The organism is Streptomyces sp. NPDC097981, assembly GCF_040302565.1.
Taxonomy (GTDB): Bacteria; Actinomycetota; Actinomycetes; order Streptomycetales; family Streptomycetaceae; genus Streptomyces.
The window spans coordinates 196173-221376 of record NZ_JBEORW010000003.1 but is presented as its reverse complement, the minus strand read 5'-3'; the positions used below and the strand labels follow the sequence as shown (position 1 = coordinate 221376).

General features: G+C 71.7%; 27 protein-coding genes and 1 pseudogene. 15 read left to right on the top strand and 13 right to left on the bottom strand.

What is annotated here, in order from left to right:
• Positions 1–221 precede the first annotated feature (221 nt).
• The 4 genes from ABTY04_RS04345 (at position 222) to ABTY04_RS04330 (ending at position 3723) form a co-directional block, all read left to right on the top strand.
• Entirely contained in the window at positions 222–1424 is a 1203-nt protein-coding gene (locus ABTY04_RS04345) for an NAD(P)-dependent malic enzyme (protein WP_502996553.1), read from the top strand.
• Positions 1425–1910: 486 nt separating this feature from the next.
• Positions 1911–2873, top strand: coding sequence for a zinc-binding dehydrogenase (locus tag ABTY04_RS04340; RefSeq protein ID WP_352211774.1), 963 nt, complete (start codon positions 1911–1913; stop codon positions 2871–2873).
• Positions 2874–2953: 80 nt separating this feature from the next.
• A complete protein-coding gene (locus ABTY04_RS04335) occupies positions 2954–3163 on the top strand; it encodes a helix-turn-helix domain-containing protein (RefSeq protein ID WP_352211773.1) in 210 nt (69 codons plus the stop codon).
• Positions 3163–3723: a Clp protease N-terminal domain-containing protein gene (locus ABTY04_RS04330; RefSeq protein ID WP_352211772.1), complete on the top strand. Its 561-nt coding sequence runs from the start codon at positions 3163–3165 to the stop codon at positions 3721–3723. The genes ABTY04_RS04335 and ABTY04_RS04330 overlap by 1 nt, the downstream gene beginning before the upstream one ends.
• Before the next feature lie 25 nt (positions 3724–3748).
• Here the strand turns inward: ABTY04_RS04330 and ABTY04_RS04325 are convergent, their stop codons facing one another.
• Positions 3749–4654, bottom strand: coding sequence for a PadR family transcriptional regulator (locus ABTY04_RS04325; protein WP_352211771.1), 906 nt, complete (start codon positions 4652–4654; stop codon positions 3749–3751).
• Position 4655: 1 nt separating this feature from the next.
• Positions 4656–5570 carry a DUF4097 family beta strand repeat-containing protein gene (locus ABTY04_RS04320; RefSeq protein WP_352211770.1) on the bottom strand — a complete coding sequence of 305 codons (915 nt, stop codon included), beginning with the start codon at positions 5568–5570 and terminating at the stop codon, positions 4656–4658.
• Between the two features lie 98 nt (positions 5571–5668).
• Here ABTY04_RS04320 and ABTY04_RS04315 point away from each other — a divergent pair, with 98 nt between their 5' ends.
• On the top strand, positions 5669–6118 hold the full coding sequence (locus ABTY04_RS04315; protein WP_352211769.1) for a hypothetical protein: 450 nt from the start codon (positions 5669–5671) through the stop codon (positions 6116–6118).
• A gap of 6 nt (positions 6119–6124) precedes the next feature.
• Here the strand turns inward: ABTY04_RS04315 and ABTY04_RS04310 are convergent, their stop codons facing one another.
• Entirely contained in the window at positions 6125–7057 is a 933-nt protein-coding gene (locus ABTY04_RS04310; protein ID WP_352211768.1) for a LysR family transcriptional regulator, read from the bottom strand.
• A 206-nt stretch (positions 7058–7263) separates the two neighbouring features.
• Here ABTY04_RS04310 and snpA point away from each other — a divergent pair, with 206 nt between their 5' ends.
• Positions 7264–7929, top strand: a complete 666-nt coding sequence (snpA, locus tag ABTY04_RS04305; protein WP_352211767.1) for a snapalysin — start codon at positions 7264–7266, stop codon at positions 7927–7929.
• A gap of 12 nt (positions 7930–7941) precedes the next feature.
• Here snpA and ABTY04_RS04300 read toward each other — a convergent pair whose 3' ends face one another.
• From ABTY04_RS04300 to ABTY04_RS04280, 5 genes are all read right to left on the bottom strand, one after another.
• Positions 7942–8172 (bottom strand): hypothetical protein, encoded by a 231-nt coding sequence (locus ABTY04_RS04300; RefSeq protein ID WP_352211766.1) that lies wholly within the window; start codon positions 8170–8172, stop codon positions 7942–7944.
• A gap of 38 nt (positions 8173–8210) precedes the next feature.
• Positions 8211–8591, bottom strand: coding sequence for a dihydrofolate reductase family protein (locus ABTY04_RS04295; RefSeq protein ID WP_352211765.1), 381 nt, complete (start codon positions 8589–8591; stop codon positions 8211–8213).
• Positions 8592–8722: 131 nt separating this feature from the next.
• Positions 8723–9319 (bottom strand): GNAT family N-acetyltransferase, encoded by a 597-nt coding sequence (locus ABTY04_RS04290; RefSeq protein WP_502996552.1) that lies wholly within the window; start codon positions 9317–9319, stop codon positions 8723–8725.
• Between the two features lie 168 nt (positions 9320–9487).
• Entirely contained in the window at positions 9488–10540 is a 1053-nt protein-coding gene (locus ABTY04_RS04285) for a family 2 encapsulin nanocompartment cargo protein polyprenyl transferase (RefSeq protein ID WP_352211763.1), read from the bottom strand.
• 38 nt (positions 10541–10578) lie between these two features.
• Positions 10579–11985 carry a family 2B encapsulin nanocompartment shell protein gene (locus ABTY04_RS04280; RefSeq protein ID WP_352211762.1) on the bottom strand — a complete coding sequence of 469 codons (1407 nt, stop codon included), beginning with the start codon at positions 11983–11985 and terminating at the stop codon, positions 10579–10581.
• 246 nt (positions 11986–12231) lie between these two features.
• Between ABTY04_RS04280 and ABTY04_RS04275 the strand changes: the two genes are divergently transcribed.
• From ABTY04_RS04275 to ABTY04_RS04260, 4 genes are all read left to right on the top strand, one after another.
• Positions 12232–12687, top strand: a complete 456-nt coding sequence (locus ABTY04_RS04275; RefSeq protein WP_352211761.1) for an RrF2 family transcriptional regulator — start codon at positions 12232–12234, stop codon at positions 12685–12687.
• A 119-nt stretch (positions 12688–12806) separates the two neighbouring features.
• Entirely contained in the window at positions 12807–14012 is a 1206-nt protein-coding gene (locus ABTY04_RS04270) for a globin domain-containing protein (protein ID WP_352211879.1), read from the top strand.
• A 152-nt stretch (positions 14013–14164) separates the two neighbouring features.
• A complete protein-coding gene (locus ABTY04_RS04265; protein ID WP_352211760.1) occupies positions 14165–14755 on the top strand; it encodes an N-acetylmuramoyl-L-alanine amidase in 591 nt (196 codons plus the stop codon).
• Between the two features lie 32 nt (positions 14756–14787).
• Complete coding sequence (locus tag ABTY04_RS04260; protein WP_352211759.1) at positions 14788–15687, top strand: 1-aminocyclopropane-1-carboxylate deaminase/D-cysteine desulfhydrase; 900 nt, start codon at positions 14788–14790, stop codon at positions 15685–15687.
• Here the strand turns inward: ABTY04_RS04260 and ABTY04_RS04255 are convergent.
• From ABTY04_RS04255 to ABTY04_RS04245, 3 genes and pseudogenes are all read right to left on the bottom strand, one after another.
• Entirely contained in the window at positions 15671–16552 is an 882-nt protein-coding gene (locus ABTY04_RS04255; RefSeq protein ID WP_352211758.1) for a hypothetical protein, read from the bottom strand. The genes ABTY04_RS04260 and ABTY04_RS04255 overlap by 17 nt on opposite strands.
• 72 nt (positions 16553–16624) lie before the next feature.
• Positions 16625–18202, bottom strand: a complete 1578-nt coding sequence (locus ABTY04_RS04250) for a Na+/H+ antiporter (protein WP_352211757.1) — start codon at positions 18200–18202, stop codon at positions 16625–16627.
• A gap of 242 nt (positions 18203–18444) precedes the next feature.
• A pseudogene (locus ABTY04_RS04245) lies at positions 18445–18624 on the bottom strand (helix-turn-helix domain-containing protein); the annotation flags it as partial.
• A gap of 145 nt (positions 18625–18769) precedes the next feature.
• Here ABTY04_RS04245 and ABTY04_RS04240 point away from each other — a divergent pair.
• The 3 genes from ABTY04_RS04240 to ABTY04_RS04230 all read left to right on the top strand — a co-directional run bounded on the left by ABTY04_RS04240 (position 18770) and on the right by ABTY04_RS04230 (position 20673).
• On the top strand, positions 18770–19030 hold the full coding sequence (locus tag ABTY04_RS04240) for a UBP-type zinc finger domain-containing protein (protein ID WP_352211756.1): 261 nt from the start codon (positions 18770–18772) through the stop codon (positions 19028–19030).
• A gap of 204 nt (positions 19031–19234) precedes the next feature.
• Complete coding sequence (locus ABTY04_RS04235; RefSeq protein ID WP_030153599.1) at positions 19235–19648, top strand: ATP-binding protein; 414 nt, start codon at positions 19235–19237, stop codon at positions 19646–19648.
• 17 nt (positions 19649–19665) lie between these two features.
• On the top strand, positions 19666–20673 hold the full coding sequence (locus ABTY04_RS04230) for an RNA polymerase sigma factor SigF (RefSeq protein WP_502996551.1): 1008 nt from the start codon (positions 19666–19668) through the stop codon (positions 20671–20673).
• A 42-nt stretch (positions 20674–20715) separates the two neighbouring features.
• Here ABTY04_RS04230 and ABTY04_RS04225 read toward each other — a convergent pair whose 3' ends face one another.
• A complete protein-coding gene (locus tag ABTY04_RS04225; RefSeq protein WP_352211754.1) occupies positions 20716–21153 on the bottom strand; it encodes a hypothetical protein in 438 nt (145 codons plus the stop codon).
• Between the two features lie 84 nt (positions 21154–21237).
• Here ABTY04_RS04225 and ABTY04_RS04220 point away from each other — a divergent pair, with 84 nt between their 5' ends.
• On the top strand, positions 21238–22203 hold the full coding sequence (locus tag ABTY04_RS04220; protein ID WP_352211753.1) for a diacylglycerol/lipid kinase family protein: 966 nt from the start codon (positions 21238–21240) through the stop codon (positions 22201–22203).
• 322 nt (positions 22204–22525) lie between these two features.
• Positions 22526–22783, top strand: a complete 258-nt coding sequence (locus ABTY04_RS04215) for a WhiB family transcriptional regulator (protein WP_004937597.1) — start codon at positions 22526–22528, stop codon at positions 22781–22783.
• A 170-nt stretch (positions 22784–22953) separates the two neighbouring features.
• Here ABTY04_RS04215 and ABTY04_RS04210 read toward each other — a convergent pair whose 3' ends face one another.
• On the bottom strand, positions 22954–24423 hold the full coding sequence (locus ABTY04_RS04210) for a sensor histidine kinase (RefSeq protein WP_352211878.1): 1470 nt from the start codon (positions 24421–24423) through the stop codon (positions 22954–22956).
• Positions 24424–25204 lie beyond the last annotated feature (781 nt).

Sequence of the window (25204 nt, the reverse complement as noted above, 5' to 3'; positions counted from 1 at the left end):
AGCAGGAATCGACTCGTCTGAGCAAGCGTTCTTCGGGTACAACGGATCCTTACACCCCTCATCCGGGGCTCAGGGCGCGCGTGCGGCGCGCCCGCGCGTACGAACCTCCCCTTCGCGGAGACGGGCCAACCGTCGATGCGGAGTACGGACGCGGTGCCCGCCCACCCCTTAACCAGGAGTGGTCACCCTCAATGATTCAAAGACTTAAGGGGCCAAGAAAAGTGGCAGCGGAGATCGTCAATCCTCGCAGCGACAGCGCGACGGACAACAACCCGGACGCGGTGTTCGCGCTGCACCGGGGCGGCAAGATGGCCATCCAGGCCACGGTGCCGGTCCAGAACAAGGATGACCTGTCCCTCGCGTACACGCCCGGCGTGGCGAAGGTGTGCAGCGCCATCGCGGAGCAGCCCGAGCTGGTGAACGAGTACACCTGGAAGTCCAACGTGGTCGCCGTCGTCACCGACGGTACGGCCGTGCTCGGACTCGGTGACATCGGTCCCGAGGCCTCCCTCCCCGTGATGGAGGGCAAGGCCATCCTGTTCAAGCAGTTCGGCGGTGTGGACGCGGTGCCGATCGCGCTCGCCACCAAGGACACGGACGAGATCATCGAGACGGTCGTCCGTCTCGCTCCGTCCTTCGGCGGGGTCAACCTGGAGGACATCTCCGCCCCCCGCTGCTTCGAGATCGAGCGCCGGCTGCAGGAGCAGCTGGACATCCCGATCTTCCACGACGACCAGCACGGCACGGCGATCGTGACGCTGGCCGCCCTGCGCAACGCCGCCAAGCTGACCGGGCGCACGCTCGGCGACCTGCGCGCCGTGATCTCGGGTTCGGGCGCGGCGGGCATCGCCATCGCCAAGATCCTCGTGGACGCGGGCATCGGCGACGTCTGCGTCACCGACCGCAAGGGCGTCGTCTCCGCCGACCGCTCCGACCTGACGGACGTCAAGGCTGAGATCGCGGGCCTGACGAACAAGACCGGCCAGACCGGTTCCCTGGAAGCGGCCCTGAACGGCGCGGACGTGTTCATCGGCGTCTCCGGCGGCACGGTGCCCGAGGATGCGGTGGCCTCGATGGCGAAGAACGCCTTCGTGTTCGCCATGGCCAACCCGAACCCGGAGGTCCACCCGGACGTCGCGCACAAGTACGCGGCGGTCGTGGCCACGGGCCGCTCGGACTTCCCGAACCAGATCAACAACGTGCTGGCGTTCCCGGGCATCTTCGCGGGTGCCCTGAAGGTCCGCGCCAGCCGGATCACCGAGGGCATGAAGATCGCCGCCGCCGACGCCATCGCCGGTGTCGTGGGTGACGAGCTCGCCGCCGACTACGTGATCCCGTCGCCGTTCGACGAGCGCGTAGCCGAGGCTGTCGCTGCCGCGGTCGCCGCGGCGGCCAAGGCCGACGGTGTGGCCCGCCTGGCCTGACCCGGGGCAGACACGAGGCGGGGCCCGGCCGGATGCGACATCCGGCCGGGCCCCGCCTTTTTCGCACCTTCACGCACTGCTCTCGCCGCTCGCACAGGGCACACCCTCCCCGCCCCCGAACCGGGAGGGGGTGCTCCGCTCAGCGCCTCGACGAAACTGACGCTTCGTCAATGGGAATGCGGCCGGAAGGTATCGGACTCGTGACGAGCCGGGCCGCATGGCGTGAATATTACCGCCCCCCGAGGCCTGATCTTGACGTTCCACTTCCGCATCCCAATCACACAAGACTGCACGTACAAGCCGTAGTTGAGCGTGCACTGAATGATTCCGTTCAGGCTCTTCGCGGACCCATCACGGACGCACGGACACCCCCGTTCGGTTCCCGCCTGCGGACACCGTTCGTCCAGGCATCCGTGCGACGAAGGCCTCACCCACAGAGCCCCGGCAGGGCTGGTCCGCCGCGCTACCGAGGGGTAGCGTCGCGGCATGTTCGCTGCCTACGCCGCCCGAATCGACCGTGACCAGCCGCTGAGCGGCCTTGAGCTGGGCGAGCGCCCGGCCCCCGAGGCCCGCCCCGGCTGGGTGACCGTGAACGTCAAGGCCGCTTCCCTCAACCACCACGACCTGTGGTCGCTGCGCGGAGTCGGCCTCGGCGAGGACAAACTCCCGATGATCCTCGGCTGCGACGCCGCCGGCATCGACCAGGACGGCAACGAGGTCGTCCTGCACTCCGTGATCGGCCAGAGCGGCCACGGGGTCGGCCCCGACGAGCCGCGCTCGATCCTGACCGAGCGGTACCAGGGCACCTTCGCGGAGCAGGTGACCGTCCCCGCCTGGAACGTCCTGCGCAAGCCCGCCGAGCTGTCCTTCGAGGAGGCCGCCTGCCTGCCGACGGCATGGCTGACGGCGTACCGGATGCTGTTCACGAACGCGGGCGTGCGCCCCGGCGACTCGGTGCTGGTGCAGGGCGCGGGCGGCGGGGTCGCGACCGCCGCGATCGTCCTCGGCAAGGCGGCGGGCCTGCGGGTCTTCGCGACCAGCCGGGACGAGGCCAAGCGCAAGCGCGCGGTGGAGCTGGGCGCGGTGGAGGCGTACGAGCCGGGCGCACGGCTGCCGCAGCGGGTGGACGCCGTGATCGAGACGGTCGGTGCGGCCACCTGGTCGCACTCGGTCAAGTCGCTGCGCCCCGGCGGCACCCTGGTCATCTCGGGCGCCACGAGCGGCGACCGCCCCGCGCACGCCGAACTGACCCGGATCTTCTTCCTGGAGCTCAAGGTGGTCGGCTCGACGATGGGGTCGAAGGACGAGCTGGAGGACCTGCTGGCGTTCTGCGCGGCGACCGGGGTACGGCCGGTGATCGACGAGGTCCTGCCGCTGGACCGGGCCCGGGAGGGCTTCGAGAAGCTGGTGGCGGGCGACCTCTTCGGCAAGATCGTCCTGACCGTGTGAGGGGAGACCCCGGCAGGGAACCCGATCCGTCCGTCAACGGTGGTTGACACCGTCATGTTCGTCAACCTAAATTGACAGGCGTGACGGAAGCAACCGATCTCGCCGAGCGGGCCGGTGACCGCGACCCGCGTGTGGGCCTGCGTGCCGTGGCCGCACTCCGCAGGCTGCTGGAGCAGCTGGAGGCCGTGCAGGTACGCAGCGCCCGCACGCAGGGGTGGTCCTGGCAGGAGATCGCGGCCGAGCTGGGCGTCAGCCGGCAGGCCGTACACAAGAAGCACGGGAGGGTCTGATGTTCGAACGCTTCACTCAGGACGCCCGGGACGTCGTGACGGACGCCGTGGCCGGGGCCCGGCAGGCGGGGGCCGCCGCGGTCACCGAGGAGTACCTGCTCCTGGCCCTGCTGGACCGCGGCGCACTGGACCCTCTGGGCGTCGACCGCGCCGCCGTGGTGGCGGACCTCGCCGCCGCCCGCCGCCGGGGCGGCATGTCCAGGGCGGACCAGGAGGCCCTCGCGGACCTGGGCATCGACCTCACCGAGATCGTCTCCCGGGTCGAGGAGACCCACGGCGAGGGCGCACTGGCCTCGACGGCCCCCCGGCGGCGGACCCTGGGCTCGTCGCTCCGCTCGGCACTGGGCCGCCCGGAGCCGGCCGGCCGCCACGTCCCCCTCGCCCAGGGCGCGAGGAAGACCCTCGAACAGTCCCTGCGCATCGCGTTGGGCCGCCACGACCGCCACATCGCCACCCTGCACCTGCTGCTCGCCCTGCTCTCGCGCCCCGGCACGGCCGCCGAGGTCCTCGCGGACCACGGCATCACGTACGCGGCGGCCGAGGCGGGCCTGGCGGCCTGACCGCGCGAGCTCGCGAGCTCGCGACCTATCGCGACGGCCGGAGCGTCGCGGCGAGGCGGTCCGCCGCCGCCGCGAGGTGGGCGCGGGCCTCGGCCAGCCCGGCCGGGGTGACGCCGTGGTCGCGGGCCGCGTCGCGGACGTCGTCGCGGAAGCGGTCCAGCAGCCGGTCCAGGTCACGGGCCGGGTCGCCGGTCGGGGTGAGGTCCTCGGCCCAGTGCGAGTCCGCCGCAGCGGCGGCGGACTCGGGCACGGTGGCCGGCGCGGGCGTGTCCGGACCGTTCGTGGCCGCGGAGAGCCAGCTGCCGGCCAGGTTGCCGAGCACCCCGCCGGACTTCGCGAACTGCTCCTGGAGCTGGCCCGCGATCCGCATGACCTCCTCGCGCGCCCGCTCCTGCGCCTCCTTGGCCTGGCGGCGGGCCCGCTGGGCCTCCTCGCGGGCCCGGCGGCTCTCGTCCTTCGCCCGACGGGTCTGCTCCTTCCACTCCTGCCTGGCCTTGCGCAGCTCCTCCTTGGTCGCCGCCCAGGAGGCGTCCTCGACCGGGGTCTCCGTCGCGGAGGCCGCTGCCCGCATCTCGCGCCGCAGGGCACCCGCCGCACCCCGTACGTCGTCACGGATCTCGGCGGCCAGTTCGGAGACCGATTCGCGGATCTCCAGCTCCAGGTCGGCGAGTTCACCGCCGCGGTCGGCCAGTTCGGCGCGGCCCGCCTCGGTGATGGAGTACACCTTGCGCCCGCCTTCGTTGGCGCACGTGACCAGCCCCTCGGCCTCCAGCTTGGCCAGGCGCGGGTACACCGTGCCCGCCGAGGGCGCGTACAGACCCTGGAAGCGCTCCTCCAGCAGGCGGATCACCTCGTACCCGTGCCGCGGGGCCTCGTCCAGCAGCTTGAGCAGGTAGAGGCGGAGTCGGCCGTGGGCGAAGACGGGCGGCATGTCAGAGCACCTTCTTGTCGAGCACGAGGGGGGCGGCCTGGGTGTCGGCGGCCGGGCGGCGCAGCAGGGCGATGGCACCCGAGACCGTGGTGGCCCGCAGGGTACCGGTGCCGGCGCCCAGGGTGCCGGTGATCCGCTTGGCGCCGAACTGGCCGGTGACGTGCAGGTCCTCGAAGGCGTTGGAGATGCCGCCGCTGGCCGTGTTGGCCTCCACGCGCGCGTCGGCGGGGTGCGGAAGGCGGATCGCGACCTGCCCGGACACGGAGTTCAGGGAGATGTCCACGGGCCGCGGCTCGGCCGGGTCGAGGGCCAGGTCGATGAGCATGTCGCCACTGACCGAGTCGGCCCGTACGCTGCCGCCGGCGCCGTCGACCACGGTCAGGCCGCCGGAGACGGAGTGGAAGCCGAGCTCGCCGGCGACGGACTGGACCTCGACGCTGCCGGAGACGGTGTTCGCGTTGACCCGGCCGGACAGGCCGACCAGCGTGGCGTCACCGGAGACCCCGTGGACGTCGGTGCCACCGCCGATGCCGGAGACGACCGAGGCGGCGCTGACCGCCGCCAGCTGCACGCGGGTCGCGGCGGGGACGGTGAGGGTGACGGTGGCGCTGCGCTCCCAGGCCTTGCGTCCCTCGCCGGAACGGGACCAGGCCTTCCAGGGCTTGCCCTCGAACCACTTCTTGAAGCCCTGGGAACCGTTCCAGGGCAGGTCCTCGTAAGACACCGTGAGGATGCCGCCCTCCTGCACGACGTACAGGGGCGGTCCGTCGACCGCGGCCGCCTCCAGACGGGCCGGACCCTCGTCGGCGACGACGTTCACCGTGCCGCCGACGAGACGGACGCGGAGCTCGGTCACCGGCTCCTCGAAGGTGAGCTTCTGCGGTTCGGCGACCGACCACGTCTTCTGCTCTGCCATGGTGCTGATCCTCCTCGGCGTACGGACTCGGCACGCAACATATCGCGTCTTCTGGCTAACACGATATATCGCGGTAGCGCGAAGTCAAGACTGTTCCCGTGCATCGGCCCGCCCTCGCCGAGGCCGCCGTCCACGGCGACGCCGTGCTGCTCGCCCTGGCCGCCGACGCCGCCTGCGCCGTCGTGGGGCAGCCGGCCCCGTGCTCGCCGGGCGGGTCCTGCTCGACTGCACGGACGGTCCCGATGCGGCCGGGCGACGGCGGCCCCGAGCCGTCCGGACACGGAGCCCTGCGCCTCGCCGCAGCGGCTCCCGGCGCGCACCTGGCGAAGGTGTCCGGCCTCGTCCACGAGAGCATCCGGACCCTCGACGAGCCCGTCTTCGAGGGCGCCCCGCTCGCCGTGCCCTTCGCCGCGGACGCACCGGAGGCCGTACGGCTCACCACCGAGCTCATCACCGGCATGGGCTGCACCCCGCTGCCCTGCGGCGGACTCTCCCGGGCACCGCTCCTAGAGGTGGCCACCGCCCTCTTCGCGATCGGGGTCTGGTGACAGGGCCTAGGCCACCAGGAGGGGGCTCGCGTGGTGGTGGAGCCAGGCGCGGTACGGCGGTGTGCGGAGGGCGGCTTCGCGGTAGGCCGCCCGGAGGTCCTCGTAGACCTCGGCATGCGCGCCGGGCCGGGTGGCCACCAGCAGGCGGACCGCCAGGGGGTCGCCGGACAGCGGCCGGATCGCCATGTCGTCGCGCGGCCCCGAGGTCGGCTGGCAGGGGGCCACCGCCTCGCCGGAGACGATCAGCGAGGTCGCGGTGTGGTAGTCGGCGTGCAGTACGGGCGGGTCCAGTCCGGCCCCGGCGAACACCCGGCGCAGGCCGTCCCATTCGCCGTCGACGGAGGGGTCGACCGTCCACCGGTCGGCCGCCAGGTCCTGTAACTCCACCACCGGCCGACGCGCCGCCGGATGGTCCCGGGACATCGACACGAACTGCGGCTCCCGCTCCATCAGCACCCGCAGCTCCAGCCCGGCCGGCACCCGCAGCGGGCTGCCCTCCACCTCGTGGACGTACGCCACGTCCAGCTGCCCCGAAGCCACCATCCGCAGCAGGGCGTTGGCGGACACGTCCACCACCAGCGAGGTCTCGGTGTCGGGCAGCCGGCGGTGGATGCGGCGCAGCCATCCGGGCAGGGCGCGGCTGGCCGTGGAGCCGATGTTCAGCCGCGGCCCGCGGGCCAGCGCCCTGGCCTCGGCGACGAGTGCGGCCATGTCTTCGAGCAGCGGCCGGGCCCGGCCGAGGACGCTGCGGCCGAACGGGGTCGGGCGGCAGCCGGTGCGCTCGCGCAGGAACAGCTCGCCGTCCAGGGCGCGTTCGATTCGGCGCAGCTGGGTCGTCAGGGAGGGCTGGCTCACACCGAGCTGCCGCGCGGCCTTGTGCAGACTGCCGGCGTCGGCAATGGCGCACAGTGCGCGCAGGTGCCTCACCTCGAGCTCCATGACCCGAGGGTAGGCCGGTCCCAGCGGACCGCACCAGCCACTGATACCCCACCGAATCCCGCCATTCTCGTGGAAGTTGACCTTCTGAAATCTCCCCGATAGGCCGGCGTTATCGGTGGCTGACATCATCCGCCGGCCGCCCCCGCTCCCTCAGACTCCGGTTCGAACGATCCACCCCCCACACCGGATTGAGCAGGAGCCCCCACATGCGTCACTCCCGTATGTCCCGGAAGGCCGTAGTGGCCGCCACCGTCGGCCTCGGCCTCGCGGCCGCCCTCGGCGTCGTCCCCACCGCCAGCGCCGCCCCCGCCCCCGTCGCCAGTACCGCGTCCTACGCGGCGTACGAGCGCTCGCAGGAGAACCAGGACGCCAACCGCGCCTTCTTCGAGGCCGTGCAGCGCTCGGTCGCCGAGCAGCGCGCCGCGAACCCGGCCGCCCTCGCGGTGACCGTCACCTACAACACGCGCAATGCGCCCAGCTTCCGCAGCCAGATATCCCGCTCCGCGCAGATATGGAACAGCTCGGTCTCCAACGTGAAGCTCCAGGAGGTCTCCTCCGGCGGGAACTTCTCGTACTACGAGGGGAACGACTCGCGGGGTTCGTACGCGAGCACCGACGGCCACGGCCGGGGCTACATCTTCCTCGACTACCAGCAGAACCAGCAGTACAACTCCACCCGGGTGACCGCGCACGAGACCGGCCACGTGCTGGGTCTGCCGGACCACTACTCGGGCCCCTGCTCCGAGCTGATGTCCGGCGGCGGCCCCGGCACCTCGTGCCAGAACCCCTACCCGAACAGCCAGGAGCGCTCGCGCGTGGACCAGCTGTGGCGCAACGGGCTGGCTGCGTCGGGTCTGGGTTCGAAGGGCTAGGCGCCCGGAGAGCTAGGGCAGCTTCCCCACCTCGGGTACGTACTCCGGACAGTCCGGGTTCCGGCAGGGACCCGGCACCCACTCCGGGATGAAGATCCCGAGCGCCTTGCGCCGCCGGACGACGGTCTCGACGGAGCGCCCGCAGACCGGGCACGTGTGCTGCTCGTGCCCGGCCTGCGGAGCGACCGTCTCGTACGGGTGCGGGTGGCGCCGATCGTGCTGTTGGTGCTGTTCACCGGCCATACCTCCACGGTAGGCCGGTTCCGGGCGTTCGGCCGGTTTCAGCGCTTGACCGCGTACGAGCTGACGATCTGGCCGCCGCCGAGGGTGCGGACGCCGGTCAGCTCCAGGGGGCGCGCCCCGAATCCGGCGCGGGACATGGGCATGCCGGTGCCGGCGAAGACCGGGTAGGTCTTCACGATGAACTCGTCGATCTCGTCGATCAGCTGGGCGGCGAGGTCCGCTCCGCCGCACAGCCAGATGCCGAGCCCGTCCCTGGCCTTCAGCTCGCGCACCTCGGCGACGAGGTCGCCGCTGATCAGCTGCACCTGCGGGTCCGGCGAGGTGGTCAGCGAGCGCGAGACGACGTACTGCTCGGGCAGGTGGCCGCAGGGGCTGGTCATGCCCGCCTTGAGGCCCGGCTCGTACGAGTTGCGGCCCATCAGGACCGTGTCGAAGCGCTTCGGCGGGGTGTCGCCGATCCCGAGCCGGGATCTCTTTCACTGGACAGTGCCACCACTCCGGTACACGTCGATCAAAGTACTTCGCATGCAGTGGTCATGCAAAGGTGAATTCATGCGGGCCCCTGCGGCTTGCGCCACATGGGCCACATCAGCGGCCCCTCCGGCAGCTGCACCGCCTCGCCGGTGAACTCCCAGCCGAGCCGCTCGTACAGCCCCTTGCTGCGCTCACTGCTCGCCTCCAGGTAGGCCGGCACGCCCTCGCGGTCGCAGCGCTCCAGCACCGGCCGCATCAGCTCGGTGCCCAGCCCCTGACCCTGGCGGCCCGGGGCGACCGCGATCATCAGCAGGTACTCGTGCTCCTCGGCGGTCGGGTGCACCGCGCCCGTCAGCCGGCCGACCAGCTCGCACCGCTCGTTGTCGGGATCGGCGGCCGCGCGCATCATCGCCGGGACGTCGTCCTCGGCGGCTTCCCCCTCCGGATCTCCCGCCGGGACCCGCAGCCACAGGGCGGCCGCGGAGCCGTCCGCCGCGTAGTCGATGCGGCCCTCGGCCAGCGCCACGTCCACGAAGACACCCAGGAACCTGCCGTGCACCGCGGCCCGGTGCCCGGGGTCCGGGAAGACCCAGCTGCTCACCGGGTCGGTGCGGAAGGCCTCGTCGAGCAGCCGCGCCACCGCATCCCGGTCCGACTGATCCGCTCGCCGCATCTCCAGCGCCACTGGTCACACCCTTCGCTCGCGTTCAACTGCCGCGAGCGATACTAGAGTTGGGCCGGAACGGCGAAAAGCCCTGTTCCGGCACCATGCGGTGCCGGAACAGGGCTTGCGTACCGCCCTCCCCGCGCTACGGCCCCGGCCACGGGCCCCGCCACGGGCTCACCGGGTACGCCGCGTGACGAACTCGGCCAGCGCCAGCAGACCGCCCGCCGCCCCGAGGTCCGGTACGGCCCGGGACAGCAACTGCACCGCCCGGCCCATCCGGTCCGCGGCATGGGCCTGCGCCCAGTCGCGCCCGCCGGCCAGGTCCACCGCGTCGGCGGCCTTCCGTACGTCGTCCCCGGTCATGGGACCCGCGTACAGGGCCGCGAGCTCCTCGCCGGCCCTCGTGCCCGAGGTGAGGGCGGCCACCACCGGGAGCGACTTCTTGCGGGCGATCAGATCGGCCCCGGCGGGCTTGCCGGTGTGCCCGGGATCCCCCCAGATGCCGATCAGGTCGTCGATCAGCTGGAAGGCCAGCCCGGCCTCCCGGCCGAAGGCGTCCATCGTGTCGACCTCGTCCGGCCCGGCACCAGCGTAGAGGGCGCCGAGCGCGCAGGCACAGCCCAGCAGGGCCCCGGTCTTGGCCGTCGCCATGGCCAAGCACTCGTCGAGCGAGACGTACGGCCGCTGCTCGAACGCGCAGTCCGCCTGCTGGCCGGCGCACATCTCGATGACGCAGGCCGCGAGCCTCGCCGAGGCCGCCGCGGAGGCGGGATGCGGATCCTCCGCCAGCAGCCGCAGCGCGAGCGCCATCATGGCGTCTCCGGTGATGACCGCGTCCGGCATCCCGAACACGGTCCAGGCCGTGGGCCTGCCCCGGCGCTCCGCGTCCTTGTCGATGACGTCGTCGTGCAGCAGCGTGAAGTTGTGCGCCAGCTCCACGGCCACCGCCGCCCGCACGGCGCCCTCGGCCGGCGTGCCGCCGCCGCCCTGCAGCGCCCCGGCCGCGGCGAGCACGAGGGCGGGCCGGATGGCCTTGCCCGCGTTGCCCGCGGCCGGGGTGCCGTCCGCCCCCTCCCAGCCGAAGTGGTACATCGCCACGCGCCGCATCGAACCCGGCAGGCTCTCGACCGTGCGGCGCAGTTCCGGGTTGACCGTTTCTCTCGTCCGCTCCAGCAGGGCCGCGGCCTCCTGCCCCTCGCTGGTCGTGATCACCTCAGTGGTGCCCATGGCGTGTCCCCGATCCCCGGTGGTGCCCGGCCGGCCGCTCAGCGCCAGCGGGCGATCTCGACGTTCTCCAGGATGCCGAGCGCGTCCGGCACCAGCACCGCGGCGGAGAAGTAGGCCGTGACGAGGTACGAGATGATCGCCTGATCGTTGATGCCCATGAAGCGCACCGACATGCTCGGCTCGATCTCGTCCGGGATGCCGGGCTGGTGCAGGCCGATGACGCCCGACTCGTCCTCGCCGGTGCGCATGCAGAGGATGGACGTCGTCCGCGCGCCGCTGATCGGGATCTTGTCGCACGGGAAGATCGGCACGCCGCGCCAGGACTGGATGCGGTTGCCGCCGACGTCGATCGACTCCGGGTACAGCCCGCGCTTGTTGCACTCGCGGCCGAAGGCGGCGATGGCCTTGGGGTGGGCGAGGAACATCTTGGAACCGCGCCGCATGCTGAGCAGCTGGTCCATGTCGTCGGGGCCGGGCCCGCCGTCGTGCGGCTGGATGCGCTGGTCGTACTCGGCGTTGTGGAGCAGGCCGAACGAGGGGTTGTTGAGCATCTCGTGCTCCTGGCGCTCGCGCAGCGCCTCGACCGTGAGCCGCAACTGCTGCTCGGTCTGGTTCATCGGCTGGTTGTACAGGTCGGCGACGCGCGTGTGCACCTGCAGGACCGTTTGTGCAATGGACAGCTCGTACTCGCGGGGCCTGGCCTCGTAGTCCACGAAGGTGCCGGGGAGGACGGCCTCGCCCCGGTGGCCGGCGGAGAGGTCGATCGCGGCCTCGCCGTACGTGTTGGTGCGCTGGGCGGGCAGGGACCGCTGGGTCTCCACGTGCGCGCGCAGCGAGTCGACCCGGTCGGCGAGGAGCTGGAAGTCCTGGCGGGACAGGACGAGTGCGGTGCCGGAGGTGACGGCGCGGGCGGTGTACTCCCAGATCGCCTCCGCGTCGACGAGGGAGTCCTCGCCGAAGTAGGCGCCGTCGGCGACGGTCCGCAGGACCGCGTCCTCGCCGTAGGGGCCGGGGCCGATCTGCTCGATGCGTCCGTGGGCGAGCAGGAACACGCTGTCGGAGGCGCTGCCGAAGGAGGTCAGCTCCTGGCCGGCCTCGAAATCGATCTGCCGGCACCGCTGGGCCAGCTCGCCCAGCACGTCCAGGTCCTCGTAGGTGCGCAGCAGCGGGAGTTCGCCCAGCTCGGCCGGGATGACCTGGACCTGGGAGCCGGTCTTGACGAACTCCACGCGTCCGTCGCCGACCGAGTAGCTCAGCCGCCGGTTGACCCGGTACGTGCCGCCCTGCACCGACACCCACGGGAGCATCTTCAGGAGCCACCGGGAGGTGATCTCCTGCATCTGCGGCGCCGACTTGGTCGTGGTTGCCAAGTTCCGCGCGGCCGCTGTCGCAAGACTCCGCTGTGGTGTCCGGACCTCGGATTCGGAACCCGCCTGGACCGACATGTGTTTCCCTTTCGATCACTCCATGGATCTGCAGGATGCAGCCTTCCAGCACGGAACGTGATGGGACCATTACACAAAAGGGTGGGACTACTCCGTCGGGGCGTGGGCACCCTTTGGAGTTCACCTCCCTCACGCCCTCTGGCGGCCCACCGGTTCCGGCCACCGGCCACCCGGCCAACACGATCCTCCGAGGCCCCCGCAAGGCTTTAAGTTGCATCACAGATGCGAGTTTTCTAGAGTGCAGTCATGCGGCTGACCCGATTCACCGACCTGGCCCTGCGCGTCCTGATGCGCCTGGCCGTCGCGGAGGCGGACCTCCCGACCACGCGCGACGTGGCGGCGACCATGGAGGTCCCGTACACGCACACGGCGAAAGTGGTCACCAGGATGCAGCACCTCGGCCTGGTCGAGGCGCGGCGCGGGCGCGGCGGCGGGCTCGCCCTGACCGCCGCCGGGCGGGCCGCCTCGGTGGGCGGGGTGGTCCGCGAACTGGAGGGTGCGGGCGACGTCGTCGAATGCGAGGGCGCCACCCCCTGCCCGCTGCGCGGGGCCTGTCTCCTGCGGGGCGCACTGCGCCGGGCCCAGGAGGCGTTCTTCGCCGCACTGGACCCGCTGACGGTGAACGACCTCGTCGCGGCGCCCACCGGCCCGCTGCTGCTGGGCATTTCGGGCGGACCGCCAGGTCGGACCGAAACCCTCTGAGCCCGGGACCGGATGGCCGGTTCCCGCCGCCCGCGCAGGGCGGACCGAACGGGTGACCCACACCCAAAAATACGCATCCCAAATGCCAATTAACCTTGAACGACCACCAGGAGATCCGGATGCTGTCCGAGAAGTCGACCGAGACCGTACGCGCCACCCTGCCCGCCGTCGGCGCGGCCATCGGGGACATCACGGAGCTGTTCTACGCGAAGCTGTTCGCGGCCCACCCCGAACTGCTCCGCGACCTGTTCAACCGCGGCAACCAGAACGCCGGACTCCAGAAGCAGGCCCTCGCCGGCTCCATCGCGGCCTTCGCGACCCACCTCGTCGCCCGCCCGGACGCCCGCCCCGACGTGATGCTCCACCGCATCGCGCACAAGCACGCCTCCCTCGGCGTCACCCGCGAGCAGTACCCGGTCGTGCACCGCCACCTCTTCGCGGCGATCGCCGAGGTCCTCGGCGAGGCTGTCACCCCCGAGGTCGCCGAGGCCTGGGACGAGGTCTACTGGCTGATGGCCAACGCCCTGATCGCGATCGAGGAGCGGCTCTACGCCGAGCAGCAGGTCCTCGCCGGCGACGTGTGGCGCACGTGGACGGTCGCCGGCCGCGTCGAGGAGACCGCGGACTGCACCACCTTCCACCTCACCCCGGCGGACGGCGGCCCCGCCCCCTCCTTCAAGCCCGGCCAGTACGTCTCCGTCCAGGTCGAACTGCCCGACGGGGCCCGCCAGATACGCCAGTACAGCCTGTCCAGCGCCCCCGGCTCCCCGGTCCGCTCGATCACCGTGAAGCGGGTCCACGGCCCGGCCGCCGAGGGCCCCGACGGCGAGGTCTCGAACCACCTCCACGCCCGGGTCGCACCCGGCGACACCCTGCGGGTCTCGGCCCCGTACGGCGACCTGGTCCTGCGAGATCCCGCGGGCCCGGTCCTGCTCGCCTCGGCCGGGATCGGCTGCACCCCGATGCTGTCGATGCTGGAGCACCTCGCCGACACCGGGCACACCGCCCCGGTGACCGTCCTGCACGCCGACCGGTCCCCCGCCGACCACGCGCTGCGGGACGACCACCGGGCGCTGGCGCGCAAGCTGCCCGACGCCTCGGCCCGCTTCTGGTACGAGGCCGCCTCCGAGGACGCGGAGCCGGGTGACGGCGAGGGCCTCCTCGAGCTGTCGGACGTCCCGGTGGCCCCGGGCACCACGGCGTACCTGTGCGGGCCGCTCCCCTTCATGCGGGCCGTGCGCGCACAGCTGCTCGCCAAGGGCGTCCCCGCCTCGGACATCCACTACGAGGTGTTCGGCCCGGACCTGTGGCTGGCCTCCGCGTAACCCCCGCGACGGGTGGGCCGATCGGGACGAGTGTCCGGATCGGCTCGCTCACTGTACGAACACACTAGCCCGGAAGGGCGGCCTCCACTACACCGGACTGCAACGAGGTGGACACGCAAGGTGACCGCCATGCACCCGGAGAGGAGGCGGCCATGTCCGCACCCATGTCCGCGGACCGGTTCATCAGCGCGCTGAGGGCCGAGGGCCTGACCGTCGTCGAGGTCGGCGCCTGGCGCACCCACAACCGCAACCACAAGGGCCCGTGGGGCCCGGTGAACGGGGTGATGATCCACCACACCGTCACCCACGGCACCGCGTTCACCGTCGCACTCTGCCGCGACGGCGACGAGGACCTCCCCGGCCCGCTCTGCCACGGCGTGATCACCAAGGACGGCCGGGTCCACCTGGTCGGCTACGGCCGCGCCAACCACGCAGGGCTGGGCGACTCCGACGTCCTGGCGGCAGTGATCGTCGAGAAGCGGCTGCCGCCGGACCGCCAGGCAAACACTGACGGCAACCGGCACTTCTACGGCTTCGAGTGCGAGAACCTCGGCGACGGCGACGACCCCTGGCCGGAGGTCCAGCTCGACGCCATGGCCCGCGCGGCGGCGGCCGTGTGCCGCATCCACGGCTGGACCGAGCGCTCGGTGATCGGCCACCTCGAATGGCAGCCCGGCAAGATCGACCCGAAGGGCTTCAGCATGGACGACTTCCGCACCCGCGTCGGCGAACGCCTCAAGTAACCCACCGGGGGCGCGCCGGGGACAATGTACGGGTGACGCCCGAGCCCCCCGCCCTGCGCCCCCGCCCCCCGTCCCCGCTGGTCGAAGCGGTGGACGGGCGGTTCTCCGCGCATGGCGTACGGCTGCTGCTGAAGCGGGACGACCTCGTGCATCCGGAGCTGCCCGGCAACAAGTGGCGCAAGCTCGCGCCGAATCTGCGGGCCGCCGTCGAGGGGGGCTTCCCCGGGCTGGTCACCTTCGGCGGGGCGTACTCGAACCATCTGCGGGCCGCCGCGGCGGCCGGGCGGCTGCTGGGGATGCCGACCACCGGGATCGTCCGGGGCGACGAGCTCGCGGGCCGGCCCCTCAACGACTCCCTGGCCCGGTGCGCGGCGGACGGGATGCGGCTGCACTTCGTCACGCGCACGGAGTACCGCCGCAAGGCCGAGCCCGAGATGCTGGCCCGGCTGCTCGCAGGGGCCGGCGCGGCCGCCTCGTACGTCGTCCCGGAAGGCGGCAGCAACGCCCTCGCCCTGCACGGCTGTACGGAGCTCGGGCGCGAGCTGCGGGGCATGTCCGACGTCGTCGCGGTGGCCTGCGGCACGGGCGGCACCCTGGCCGGCCTGGCGGCGGGGCTGGCCCCGGACCAGCGGGCGCTGGGCGTCCCCGTCCTGGCGGGCGGGTTCCTCGGCGCGGAGATACGTTCCCTCCAGCAGGCGGCCTTCGGCGGCCCGGCCGGGGTCTGGAGCCTGGCGGAGGACTTCCACCACGGCGGCTACGCCCGCGTCCCCGCACTCCTGGAGGCGTTCGCCGCCGATTTCGAGGAGCGGCACGGGTTCCCGGTCGAGCGGATCTACGTGGCCAAGCTGCTCTGGGCCCTGGCGGCCCTCACGGAGTCGGGTGCCTTCCCCCCGGGCACCACGCTGGCGGCCGTCGTCACGGGCCGCCCGTGACGCTGCCCGCGGCGGAGCCGGAAGCGGACCGGCGCGACGTACGGCGCCAGTACCAGCGGGTCGCCGCGAGGAGGGCCACGCCGTAACCCGCGAACGCGACGTACCCGATCCACCCCACCAGCAGGGTGCTGTTGCGGGACGGGCTGTCCCCCTGGCGGAGGGGGACCGCGCCCAGCTGGGCCAGCGCCAGCCAGCCGAGCCCCAGCAGTCCGTACGGGACCAGCGTGCCCACGCCGATCAGCGCCGGGGTCAGCGGCAGCCACCGCGGCAGCCGCATGCCCCACGGGCGGATCAGGCAGAACAGCAGCAGGATCCCGATCAGCGCCATCAGCACCGTGCCGTCCAGCCCCCACCGCTCCAGGGTCATCCACAGCCCGGACGCGCCGTTGCGCTCGTACGCGGCGAGCATCTCGGCTCCGGTGATGCCGGCGAAAGTGCCGCCCAGGGCCCAGGTGAGCTTCATCGCCGCGTACGGCAGGAAGCTCAGCACCCCCACGTACGCGATCCACCGCCCCGGCCGCCCCGGTGCGGCAGCGTCCAGGCTCCGGCCCCGCCCTGCCGCGACTCCCGACAGCACCGCGCCCACCAGCCCCAGGGTGTGCAGGACCGCGCCCGTCCAGCTGTCCGGCGGCTGCCCGAACAGCAGCGTGATCACGTCCATCAGCAGCAGGCACCCCGCCGTGGCAGACAGCCCGCACGCCGCCCACCACAGCACCCGCAGGCGAGCCGCCTGCGCCAGGGCCGCCACGGCCGCCGCCACGGCCAGGGGCCACGCCGCGAGCGGCGGCCCCCACCCCAGCACGCCGGCCCCGAGCCCTGCGGGACCCGCGACGGCGGCCCACCATCCGAGACTTTTCGATGTCATGCCCCGAGCCTCGCGGCGGCGCAGGCCCCGCGCGTCCGCCCCCGGTGCCATCCCGCTCCCCCGCCCGGGGGATCAGGCCGCGTCCTCGCGGTACGCCGCCGCCTCCTCCAGGTCCAGCCTGCGCAGCAGGCTCCGCAGCATCTCGTCGTCGATCCGGCGGCGGTCGCGCAGGCCCACGAACACCTCCCGCTCGGCCGCGATCATCTCCCGCGCGAGGCGCCGGTAGACGTCGTCCGCCGATTCGCCGGTGACCGGGTTGACCTCCCCCAGCCGCTCCCACACCGCGTTGCGCCGCCGTTCCATCACCGTGCGCAGCCGCTCGGCCAGCGGCGGCGGCAGCGCGTTCTCCGGCTGGGCCAGCAGCTCCGCCAGCCGGTCCTCCGCCGACCGCGAGGCCTCGCTCTGGGCCTGGGCCTCGGCCAGCGTCTCCGCCTGCACGTCCCGCGGCGGCAGCCGCAGCAGCCGGATCAGCGGAGGCAGCGTCAGGCCCTGCACCACCAGCGTGCCGATCACCGTCGTGAAGGTCAGGAAGAGGATCAGGTTCCGGTGCGGCACGCTCATCGGCACCGAGAAGGCGATCGCCAGCGACACCACCCCCCGCATTCCGGCCCAGCCGACGATCACCGGCGCCTTCCAGGTGGTGTCCGGCTCCCGGATCCGGATCCGCTCCGACAGCCTGGGCACGAAGGTGGCCGGGAAGACCCACACGAAGCGGGCCACCACCACCGCGAGGAACACCGCCAGCGCGTACCAGGCCGCGTCCCAGCCCTCGTACTCCGCGACCCCCTTCAGGACCACCGGCAGCTGGAGGCCGATCAGCGCGAAGACCACCGACTCCAGGATGAAGGCGATCATCCGCCACACCGCCTCCTCCTGGAGCCGGGTCGCGAAGTCGACCTGCCAGTTGCGGTGTCCGAGGTACAGCGCCACCACGACCACCGCGAGCACGCCCGATGCGTGCACCCGCTCGGCCGCCGCGTACGCCACGAACGGGATCAGCAGCGACAGGGTGTTCTGGAGCAGCGGCTCCCGCAGCCGCCTGCGCAGGAGGTGGATCGGCACCATCAGCACCAGGCCCACGCCGATGCCCCCCACCGAGGCCAGCAGGAACTCCGCGATCCCGCCCGCCCAGCCGGCGCTCACCCCGATCGCCGCGGCCAGTGCCACCTTGTACGCGGTGATGGCGGTGGCGTCGTTCACCAGGGACTCGCCCTGGAGGATCGTCGTGATCCGGTTCGGCAGCCCCAGCTTGCGGGCGATCGCCGTCGCGGCCACCGCGTCGGGCGGCGCGATCACGGCCCCCAGCACCAGCGCCACCGGCAGCGAGAGCCCCGGCACCACCAGGTAGGCCGCGTACCCGACGGCGACCGTCGCGAACAGCACGTACCCGACCGACAGCAGTGCGACGGGCCGTACGTTCGCCCGCAGGTCCAGGTACGAGCTGTCCACGGCGGCCGTGTACAGCAGCGGCGGGAGCAGCAGCGGCAGCACGATGTGCGGATCGAGGGCGTACGAGGGCACGCCCGGGATGTACGAGGCCAGCAGGCCTGCGGCGACCAGCAGCAGGGGCGCGGGCACCCGGGTCCAGCGCGCGGCGCCGGCCACGATCGCGCTGCCCGCCACCAGCGCCACCAGCGGCAATACCTCCATCGAAGATCGATCCTTATTCCTCGGCCACCCGTACGCGGGCCATCTTGGCTTCCTTTCCTCTCTGACGAGCGGAAAGCCCCGACCTCGTGGACGGGAATTCCTGGTTCAGCACGGCCCGCCCGTCCGGGAAGACTCCCGTTGAGGTCTTACGCCCGCTCCGCAGGCAGACACCGCCAGCCCGGCGGCCAGAAGATTGACCCGGTGACCGTGGTCGGCTCCACACCCTCCGGCAACGGCCTCGGCATGGCCGAGGTCTGGGCGTAGTTCAGGCGCTCCTGACGGGTCCGGGCTTCCGTGCGCGCCGCGAGTGCCAGGTTGTGGACCTTCCGCACGCATCCGAACGTGCGCGCCAGCTCGGAGGCCTGCTCCCCGGTCGGATGGAAGCGGTACTTGAACGCCCGTTTGACGGTGGGGGTCGGCACGGCTCACACAGTAGGGACGTACCCTGTAAGGATCAAGCTCCGGTCAAGGCGTGATGCAAGAACACCCCGCTGCTTCGCAGCTCCGGCCCATGGAAGCGGTTCGCCCCGAAACTGAAGGCCGTCGTATCCGTACAAGGAGAGTGCGATGAGAGAGTGCACCCACGTTCCCGAGCTGCCGCACCCCGAGCCTGTCCCGACCGCCCTGACCTGCCCCGAATGTCAGGTGCTCGGCAGCCATCCGGTGCAGCTGCGGATGTGCCTGTGGTGCGGGCACGTGGCGTGCTGCGACTCCTCCCCGCACCGGCACGCCACTGCGCACTATCAGAGCACCGGCCATCCGGTCATGCGCAGCTTCGAGCCGGGCGAGACGTGGCGGTGGTGTTTTGTCGACGGTTCGATCGTCTGAACCGGGGTAGGTCAACCCTCCGCCGGTTCCCCTGATTTGGGCCCGCAGACCCCTAGCCACTGTGCGTACCCATGGGCTTACCATCAGTCACTGACCGCGGGTCGGGGGTCCTGAAACGGGCGCCATCAGGGGTGCCGCGACACGATCGACCGGATCGCGATAGCGTCACCGGCGAACAGAGCTCGTACCACCTTGGAGGTGAGGGTGTCCCAGATCGCAGGCGAGCCCGGGACCCAGGACTTCGTGGAAGTCCGGCTGCCCGCTGCGGGTGCCTACCTGTCGGTGCTGCGAACGGCCACGGCCGGCCTCGCGGCACGTTTGGACTTCACCCTCGACGAGATCGAGGACCTCCGCATCGCGGTGGACGAGGCCTGCGCGATCCTGCTCCAACAGGCCGTGCCGGGCTCCGTCCTCAGCTGCGTGTTCCGGCTGGTCGACGACTCGCTGGAGGTGACCGTCTCGGCGCCGACCACGGACGGGCGCGCACCGGAGCGCGACACGTTCGCCTGGACCGTCCTGTCGGCGCTGGCCGGCAAGGTCGAGTCCACGGTCGAAGAGGACCGGACAGTGAGCATCAGCCTCTACAAACAGCGCGGCGCGGGTCCAGGCCCGGCGTGAGCGGCGGGGAGATCCCGGTGCGGGGCGGGGATCGGCCCCGGGTACGGCACGAGGTCGACGGCGGCATCCCGGAGCAGCAGCACGCCCGGCCGCACCCGGCTGACGCGGATGCGGAATACGGCTTTTTGGACTCGGCGGAGCGACGGGCGGGCCCTATGAGCGAGAACCAGCACGAAGAACCACAATCCTCACAGCCACCCGGTGCCGCTGCCGCGGCCCCGGACGCGGTATCCGCACCGGTGCCGCCGGTGTCCGCGGCGCTGCCCGATCCGCGCGACCGCAGCGGCGCGCGGGCCCTGTTCATCGAGCTGCGGGCGCTGCCCGACGGTTCGGCGGAGAAGGCGGAGCTGCGCAACCGGCTGGTGCGGATGCACCTGCCGCTGGTCGAGCACCTCGCCCGGCGGTTCCGCAACCGCGGTGAGCCGCTGGACGACCTGACCCAGGTCGCCACGATCGGTCTGATCAAGTCGGTGGACCGGTTCGACCCGGACCGCGGGGTCGAATTCTCCACGTACGCGACCCCCACCGTGGTCGGAGAGATCAAGCGGCACTTCCGCGACAAGGGCTGGGCCGTGCGCGTGCCCCGGCGCCTCCAGGAGCTGCGGCTCTCGCTGACCACGGCCACGGCCGAGCTGTCCCAGCAGCACGGCCGCTCCCCCACGGTCCACGAGCTCGCGGAACGGCTCGGGATCTCCGAGGAGGAGGTGCTGGAGGGGCTGGAATCGGCCAATGCCTACAGCACGCTCTCGCTGGACGTCCCGGACACCGACGACGAGTCGCCGGCGGTGGCGGACACCCTGGGGGCGGAGGACGAGGCGCTGGAGGGCGTCGAGTACCGGGAGTCGCTCAAGCCGCTGCTGGAGGGGCTGCCTCCGCGGGAGAAGCGGATCCTGCTGCTGCGGTTCTTCGGCAACATGACCCAGTCGCAGATCGCGCAGGAGGTCGGCATCTCCCAGATGCACGTCTCCCGCCTGCTGGCCCGCACCCTGGCCCAGCTGCGCGAGAAGCTCCTCGTCGAGGAGTAGCAGGAGTACGGATACGAATACGGGCCGCAGGGCTCGTACGGGCTATCGGGTCTGCTCGCCGGGCCCGATTCCCAGCGCCTCGGTCGCCGTCGGGTTCACCAGCAGGGCCACGACGGCCACTGCGGCCACGGCCAGCGCCACGGCGGCGGCGATCATCGCCCCGCCCGTGGAGTACAGGGTCCACGCCACCGGCAGCGCCATCAACTGGGTGATCAGCGCGGGCCCGCGGCTCCAGCGGCGGGCCCGCCGCAGCCCGCGGGCCGCGATCAGCGGCAGTGCGGCGAGCACGAGCAGGGTGACCCCGCCGGTCTCGGCCTGCTGCGGGGAATCGGGGTCGCCCGCGATGCCCACGAACAGCATGTAGACACCGAGGCCGGCCAGCGCCAGACCCTCCAGGGCGGTCAGCGCGGCGGCGGCGGTGAGCCGTCCGGGCAGCGGGGCGGTCGGCTGGGCCGTGGCGGCGGTGGGCTTCGTACTCACCCCAGCAGGGTAGCCGCGCACCCCCGGCCCCGGAGGGGACGGGCAGTATGGGCGGCATGTAAACGGGTCGGTAGGCTGGCGTTCATGCGTGCACTCCTCGTGGCCAACCCAGCAGCGACGACCACCAGTGCGCGTACGCGCGATGTCCTGACCCACGCCCTGGCCAGCGAGATGAAGCTGGAAGCGGTGACCACCGAATACCGCGGGCACGCCCGGGACCTGGGCCGCAGGGCGGCCGAGCAGGGCATCGACCTCGTCGTGGCGCTGGGCGGCGACGGCACGGTCAACGAGGTGGTCAACGGCCTCCTGCACAACGGGCCGGATCCGGACCGGCTGCCCCGGCTGGCAGTGGTCCCCGGCGGCTCGACCAACGTGTTCGCCCGCGCGCTCGGACTGCCCAACGATGCGGTCGAGGCGACCGGCGCCCTGCTGGACGCGCTGCGGGAGCGGCGCGAGCGGACGGTGGGCCTGGGCCTGGCGGCCGGCACCCCGGGCACGGAGGACGAGTCGGTACCGGCGCGCTGGTTCACGTTCTGCGCGGGCTTCGGTTTCGACGCGGGCGTGGTGGGCCGGGTCGAGCAGCAGCGGGAGCGCGGCAAGCGTTCGACGCACGCCCTGTACGTACGGCAGCTGATGCGCCAGTTCTGGGAGGAGCCGAACCGGCGCCACGGCACGGTGACGTTGGAGCGCCCCGGCGCGGATCCCGTGACCGATCTGGTGCTGTCGATAGTCTGCAACACCTCGCCGTGGACTTATCTGGGCAATCGTCCGCTTTACGCCTCTCCCGAGGCGTCGTTCGACACCGCACTTGACGTATTGGCACTCAATCGTTTGTCAACTCCGGCGGTCGCGCGCTACGCGACACAGCTCCTGACCTCGACTCCTGAGCGCGGTCCACGCGGCAAGCACGCGGTGTCTCTGCACGATCTGACCGACTTCACCTTGCATTCGAAGGTTCCGCTTCCGTTCCAGATGGACGGAGACCATCTCGGCGTGCGGACCAGCGTTCGGTTCACAGGCGTACGCCGTGCACTGCGTGTGATTGTGTGAGTGGAAGGGGCAAAAGTCCTTTCACTCGAACGTTTACACGCCGGTCCACCCTCACGATGTAGGGCTGTGACCTAGTAGACACCGACGAATCAAAAAAAACTTTCCGGAAGGGGTTGTATCCCCGTCCGAGGTTTGCGAATCTCTTCATGGCGATCGGGACAGCCCGCAAAACCCGGCACCCACACAGACCGCCAGAACCCCTCCACGAGTCCCTGACTGACCTTCCAGGAAACTGGGCGGTCGCCCTTCCCTCACGGGGGGATTCGTGAAAGCGTTCACATTCACAAGCAACCTGCCCGCAATACAAGGAGATGGAGCAGCCATGGACTGGCGTCACAACGCCGTTTGCCGCGAGGAAGACCCGGAACTCTTCTTCCCCATCGGCAACACCGGTCCTGCGCTGCTGCAGATCGAGGAAGCCAAGGCCGTCTGCCGCCGTTGCCCCGTCATGGAGCAGTGCCTGCAGTGGGCGCTTGAGTCCGGTCAGGACTCCGGCGTCTGGGGCGGTCTCAGCGAGGACGAGCGCCGCGCGATGAAGCGCCGCGCCGCTCGCAATCGGGCGCGCAACGCCACCGCCTGACATCGACTTTCGAGCCTCGAGCCGCAGCGCGTAGCAACACCAGACAAGCGCTCAGCAACGTGCTCTTGAGCCCCGGACCGAGAACCTTTCGGTCCGGGGCTCAGTGCTGTCCGGGGTCCGTCCGGACGCACTCGTCACACTGAGTGACCGGCGTGCTGCCGGTTCCGCTCTTACTTCTGCGGGCTGACCGGGACTTCGAGGACGACCTTGGTGCCGCGCGGCTCGGCCGGGAGCATGTCGAACGTGCCGCCGAGCTCGCCCTCCACGAGGGTCCGTACGATCTGGAGCCCGAGGTTGCCGGCCTTCTGCGGGTCGAAGCCCTCCGGCAGACCGGAGCCGTCGTCGAGCACCGTGATCAGCAGCCGGCCGTCCGTACGGCCGGAGCCGGTGCGGGTCGCGGACACCTCCACCCGGCCGCCCTCCCCCTGCGTGAAGGCGTGCTCCAGGGCGTTCTGGAGGATCTCGGTCAGCACCATCGACAGCGGAGTGGCGACCTCCGCGTCCAGGATCCCGAACCGGCCGGTACGCCGGCATTCCACCTTGCCCGGCGAGATCTCCGCGACCATCGCGATCACACGGTCGGCGATCTCGTCGAACTCGACCCGCTCGTCCAGGTTCTGAGAGAGCGTCTCGTGCACGATCGCGATCGAACCGACACGGCGCACGGCCTCGTTGAGCGCCTCGCGGCCGCCCTCGGAATCCATCCGGCGGGCCTGCAGCCGCAGCAGTGCGGCCACGGTCTGGAGGTTGTTCTTCACCCGGTGGTGGATCTCCCGGATGGTCGCGTCCTTGGTGATCAATTCACGTTCGCGACGACGCAGTTCCGTGACGTCCCGGCACAGGACGAGGGAGCCGATCCGGGTGCCCTTGGGCTTGAGCGGGATGGCGCGCAGCTGGATGACCCCGCCGTTGCCCTCGACCTCGGTCTCGCGCGGGGCCCAGCCGCTGGCGAGCTTGCCGATCGCCTCGTCCACGGGGCCGCGGGTGGGGGCGAGCTCGGCGGTGGTGGTGCCCAGGTGCTGGCCGACGAGGTCGGAGGCGAGGCCGAGGCGGTGGTAGGCGGAGAGCGCGTTCGGCGACGCGTACGTGACCACGCCGTCGGCGTCGAGCCGCATCAGGCCGTCCCCGGCGCGCGGGGAGGCGTCCATGTCGACCTGCTGGCCGGGGAACGGGAAGGAGCCGGCCGCGATCATCTGGGCCAGGTCGGAGGCGGACTGGAGGTAGGTGAGCTCCAGTCGGCTGGGTGTACGCACAGTGAGCAGGTTGGTGTTGCGCGCGATCACGCCCAGGACCCGGCCCTCGCGGCGCACCGGGATGGACTCGACCCGGACGGGCACCTCCTCGCGCCACTCCGGGTCGCCCTCGCGCACGATCCGGCCCTCGTCGAGCGCGGCGTCCAGGAGCGGGCGCCGGCCGCGCGGAACCAGGTGGCCGACCATGTCGTCCTGGTACGAGGTGGGGCCGGTGTTGGGGCGCATCTGCGCGACCGAGACGTACCGGGTGCCGTCGAGCGTGGGAACCCACAGCACGAGGTCGGCGAAGGAGAGGTCGGAGAGCAGCTGCCACTCCGAGACCAGCAGGTGGAGCCACTCCAGGTCGGTTTCACTGAGAGCGGTGTGCTGGCGTACGAGGTCGTTCATGGAGGGCACGTGGCGAGCGTACCTCGGGTATGGGCCATGACTTTCCCCACGGCGACTACTCAGGAGTACCCAGGAAGGGCCGAGTCCGCGTACTGTTGGAGGAAGTGACGGGTTTCCAGGGCCCGACATTGGATGGACAGAACAGAATGGTCTAGTCCACAATTGGCTAAGCTTCCGCCCTCCCCGCACAGGAGGACGGATCGAGGTGAGCGGCGCGCTCTGCCCTGACCGCGCAGGCACCTCTCAAACGGCCGCCGGGAACCGCACACCCGCCGGCCGAAAGTACTCCGGGCTACGGTGCCGGACGGGTTGAGGGTCCCGTCCCGGCACCGTGGCCCAGAGGAATTCCGGCGGAAAGATCCCGGGGTCGTCCGGCTTCCGCCCTACTGCGGCCAGGCCCCCGTCGCCGGCTCCGCCACCGCTTCCGGTCCTTCCCGGCCCGCCCCGTCGCGCGACTGCCGGGACATCCCCACGTACAGCACCAAGGCGCCGTTCTTCGTGATCGAGCACGGGCCGGCGCGGCTGCGGGACGGGGGCCGGATCTGTGAACGTGACCGGCACCCCCGGGATCGCCCATCCGGCGGATCCCGGCCACGATCACGAACAAGGGCGCGGTGAACGCGCTGACCGTCCCCCTGGCCGCCGAGCCGGCCGCGGGTGCGCTGTACGTCCTGGCGCCGGGAGGCCGGGGGCGGGGCGGGGCGGGGCGGGGACCCGGATCACGATGAGAGGGGCGGAAGACCGGTCCAGGACGCCCGGCCTCTGCTAGATTGGTCTATAC

Excerpts from the sequence above, each read along its gene's own strand:
- ABTY04_RS04250 (WP_352211757.1), bottom strand. The coding sequence starts at position 18,202 with ATGGAGGTATTGCCGCTGGTGGCGCTGGTGGCGGGCAGCGCGATCGTG.
- ABTY04_RS04325 (WP_352211771.1), bottom strand. The coding sequence starts at position 4,654 with ATGCCGCCCGTCTTCGCCCACGGCCGACTCCGCCTCTACCTGCTCAAG.
- ABTY04_RS04275 (WP_352211761.1), top strand. The coding sequence starts at position 12,232 with ATGCGGCTGACCCGATTCACCGACCTGGCCCTGCGCGTCCTGATGCGC.
- ABTY04_RS04240 (WP_352211756.1), top strand. The coding sequence starts at position 18,770 with ATGAGAGAGTGCACCCACGTTCCCGAGCTGCCGCACCCCGAGCCTGTC.
- ABTY04_RS04285 (WP_352211763.1), bottom strand. The coding sequence starts at position 10,540 with ATGGGCACCACTGAGGTGATCACGACCAGCGAGGGGCAGGAGGCCGCG.
- ABTY04_RS04320 (WP_352211770.1), bottom strand. The coding sequence starts at position 5,570 with ATGGCAGAGCAGAAGACGTGGTCGGTCGCCGAACCGCAGAAGCTCACC.
- ABTY04_RS04255 (WP_352211758.1), bottom strand. The coding sequence starts at position 16,552 with ATGACATCGAAAAGTCTCGGATGGTGGGCCGCCGTCGCGGGTCCCGCA.
- ABTY04_RS04220 (WP_352211753.1), top strand. The coding sequence starts at position 21,238 with ATGCGTGCACTCCTCGTGGCCAACCCAGCAGCGACGACCACCAGTGCG.
- ABTY04_RS04270 (WP_352211879.1), top strand. The coding sequence starts at position 12,807 with ATGCTGTCCGAGAAGTCGACCGAGACCGTACGCGCCACCCTGCCCGCC.
- ABTY04_RS04300 (WP_352211766.1), bottom strand. The coding sequence starts at position 8,172 with ATGGCCGGTGAACAGCACCAACAGCACGATCGGCGCCACCCGCACCCG.
- ABTY04_RS04215 (WP_004937597.1), top strand. The coding sequence starts at position 22,526 with ATGGACTGGCGTCACAACGCCGTTTGCCGCGAGGAAGACCCGGAACTC.
- ABTY04_RS04340 (WP_352211774.1), top strand. The coding sequence starts at position 1,911 with ATGTTCGCTGCCTACGCCGCCCGAATCGACCGTGACCAGCCGCTGAGC.
- ABTY04_RS04265 (WP_352211760.1), top strand. The coding sequence starts at position 14,165 with ATGTCCGCACCCATGTCCGCGGACCGGTTCATCAGCGCGCTGAGGGCC.
- ABTY04_RS04295 (WP_352211765.1), bottom strand. The coding sequence starts at position 8,591 with ATGGGCCGCAACTCGTACGAGCCGGGCCTCAAGGCGGGCATGACCAGC.
- ABTY04_RS04290 (WP_502996552.1), bottom strand. The coding sequence starts at position 9,319 with ATGCGGCGAGCGGATCAGTCGGACCGGGATGCGGTGGCGCGGCTGCTC.
- ABTY04_RS04330 (WP_352211772.1), top strand. The coding sequence starts at position 3,163 with ATGTTCGAACGCTTCACTCAGGACGCCCGGGACGTCGTGACGGACGCC.
- ABTY04_RS04310 (WP_352211768.1), bottom strand. The coding sequence starts at position 7,057 with ATGGAGCTCGAGGTGAGGCACCTGCGCGCACTGTGCGCCATTGCCGAC.
- ABTY04_RS04210 (WP_352211878.1), bottom strand. The coding sequence starts at position 24,423 with ATGAACGACCTCGTACGCCAGCACACCGCTCTCAGTGAAACCGACCTG.
- ABTY04_RS04280 (WP_352211762.1), bottom strand. The coding sequence starts at position 11,985 with ATGTCGGTCCAGGCGGGTTCCGAATCCGAGGTCCGGACACCACAGCGG.
- snpA (WP_352211767.1), top strand. The coding sequence starts at position 7,264 with ATGCGTCACTCCCGTATGTCCCGGAAGGCCGTAGTGGCCGCCACCGTC.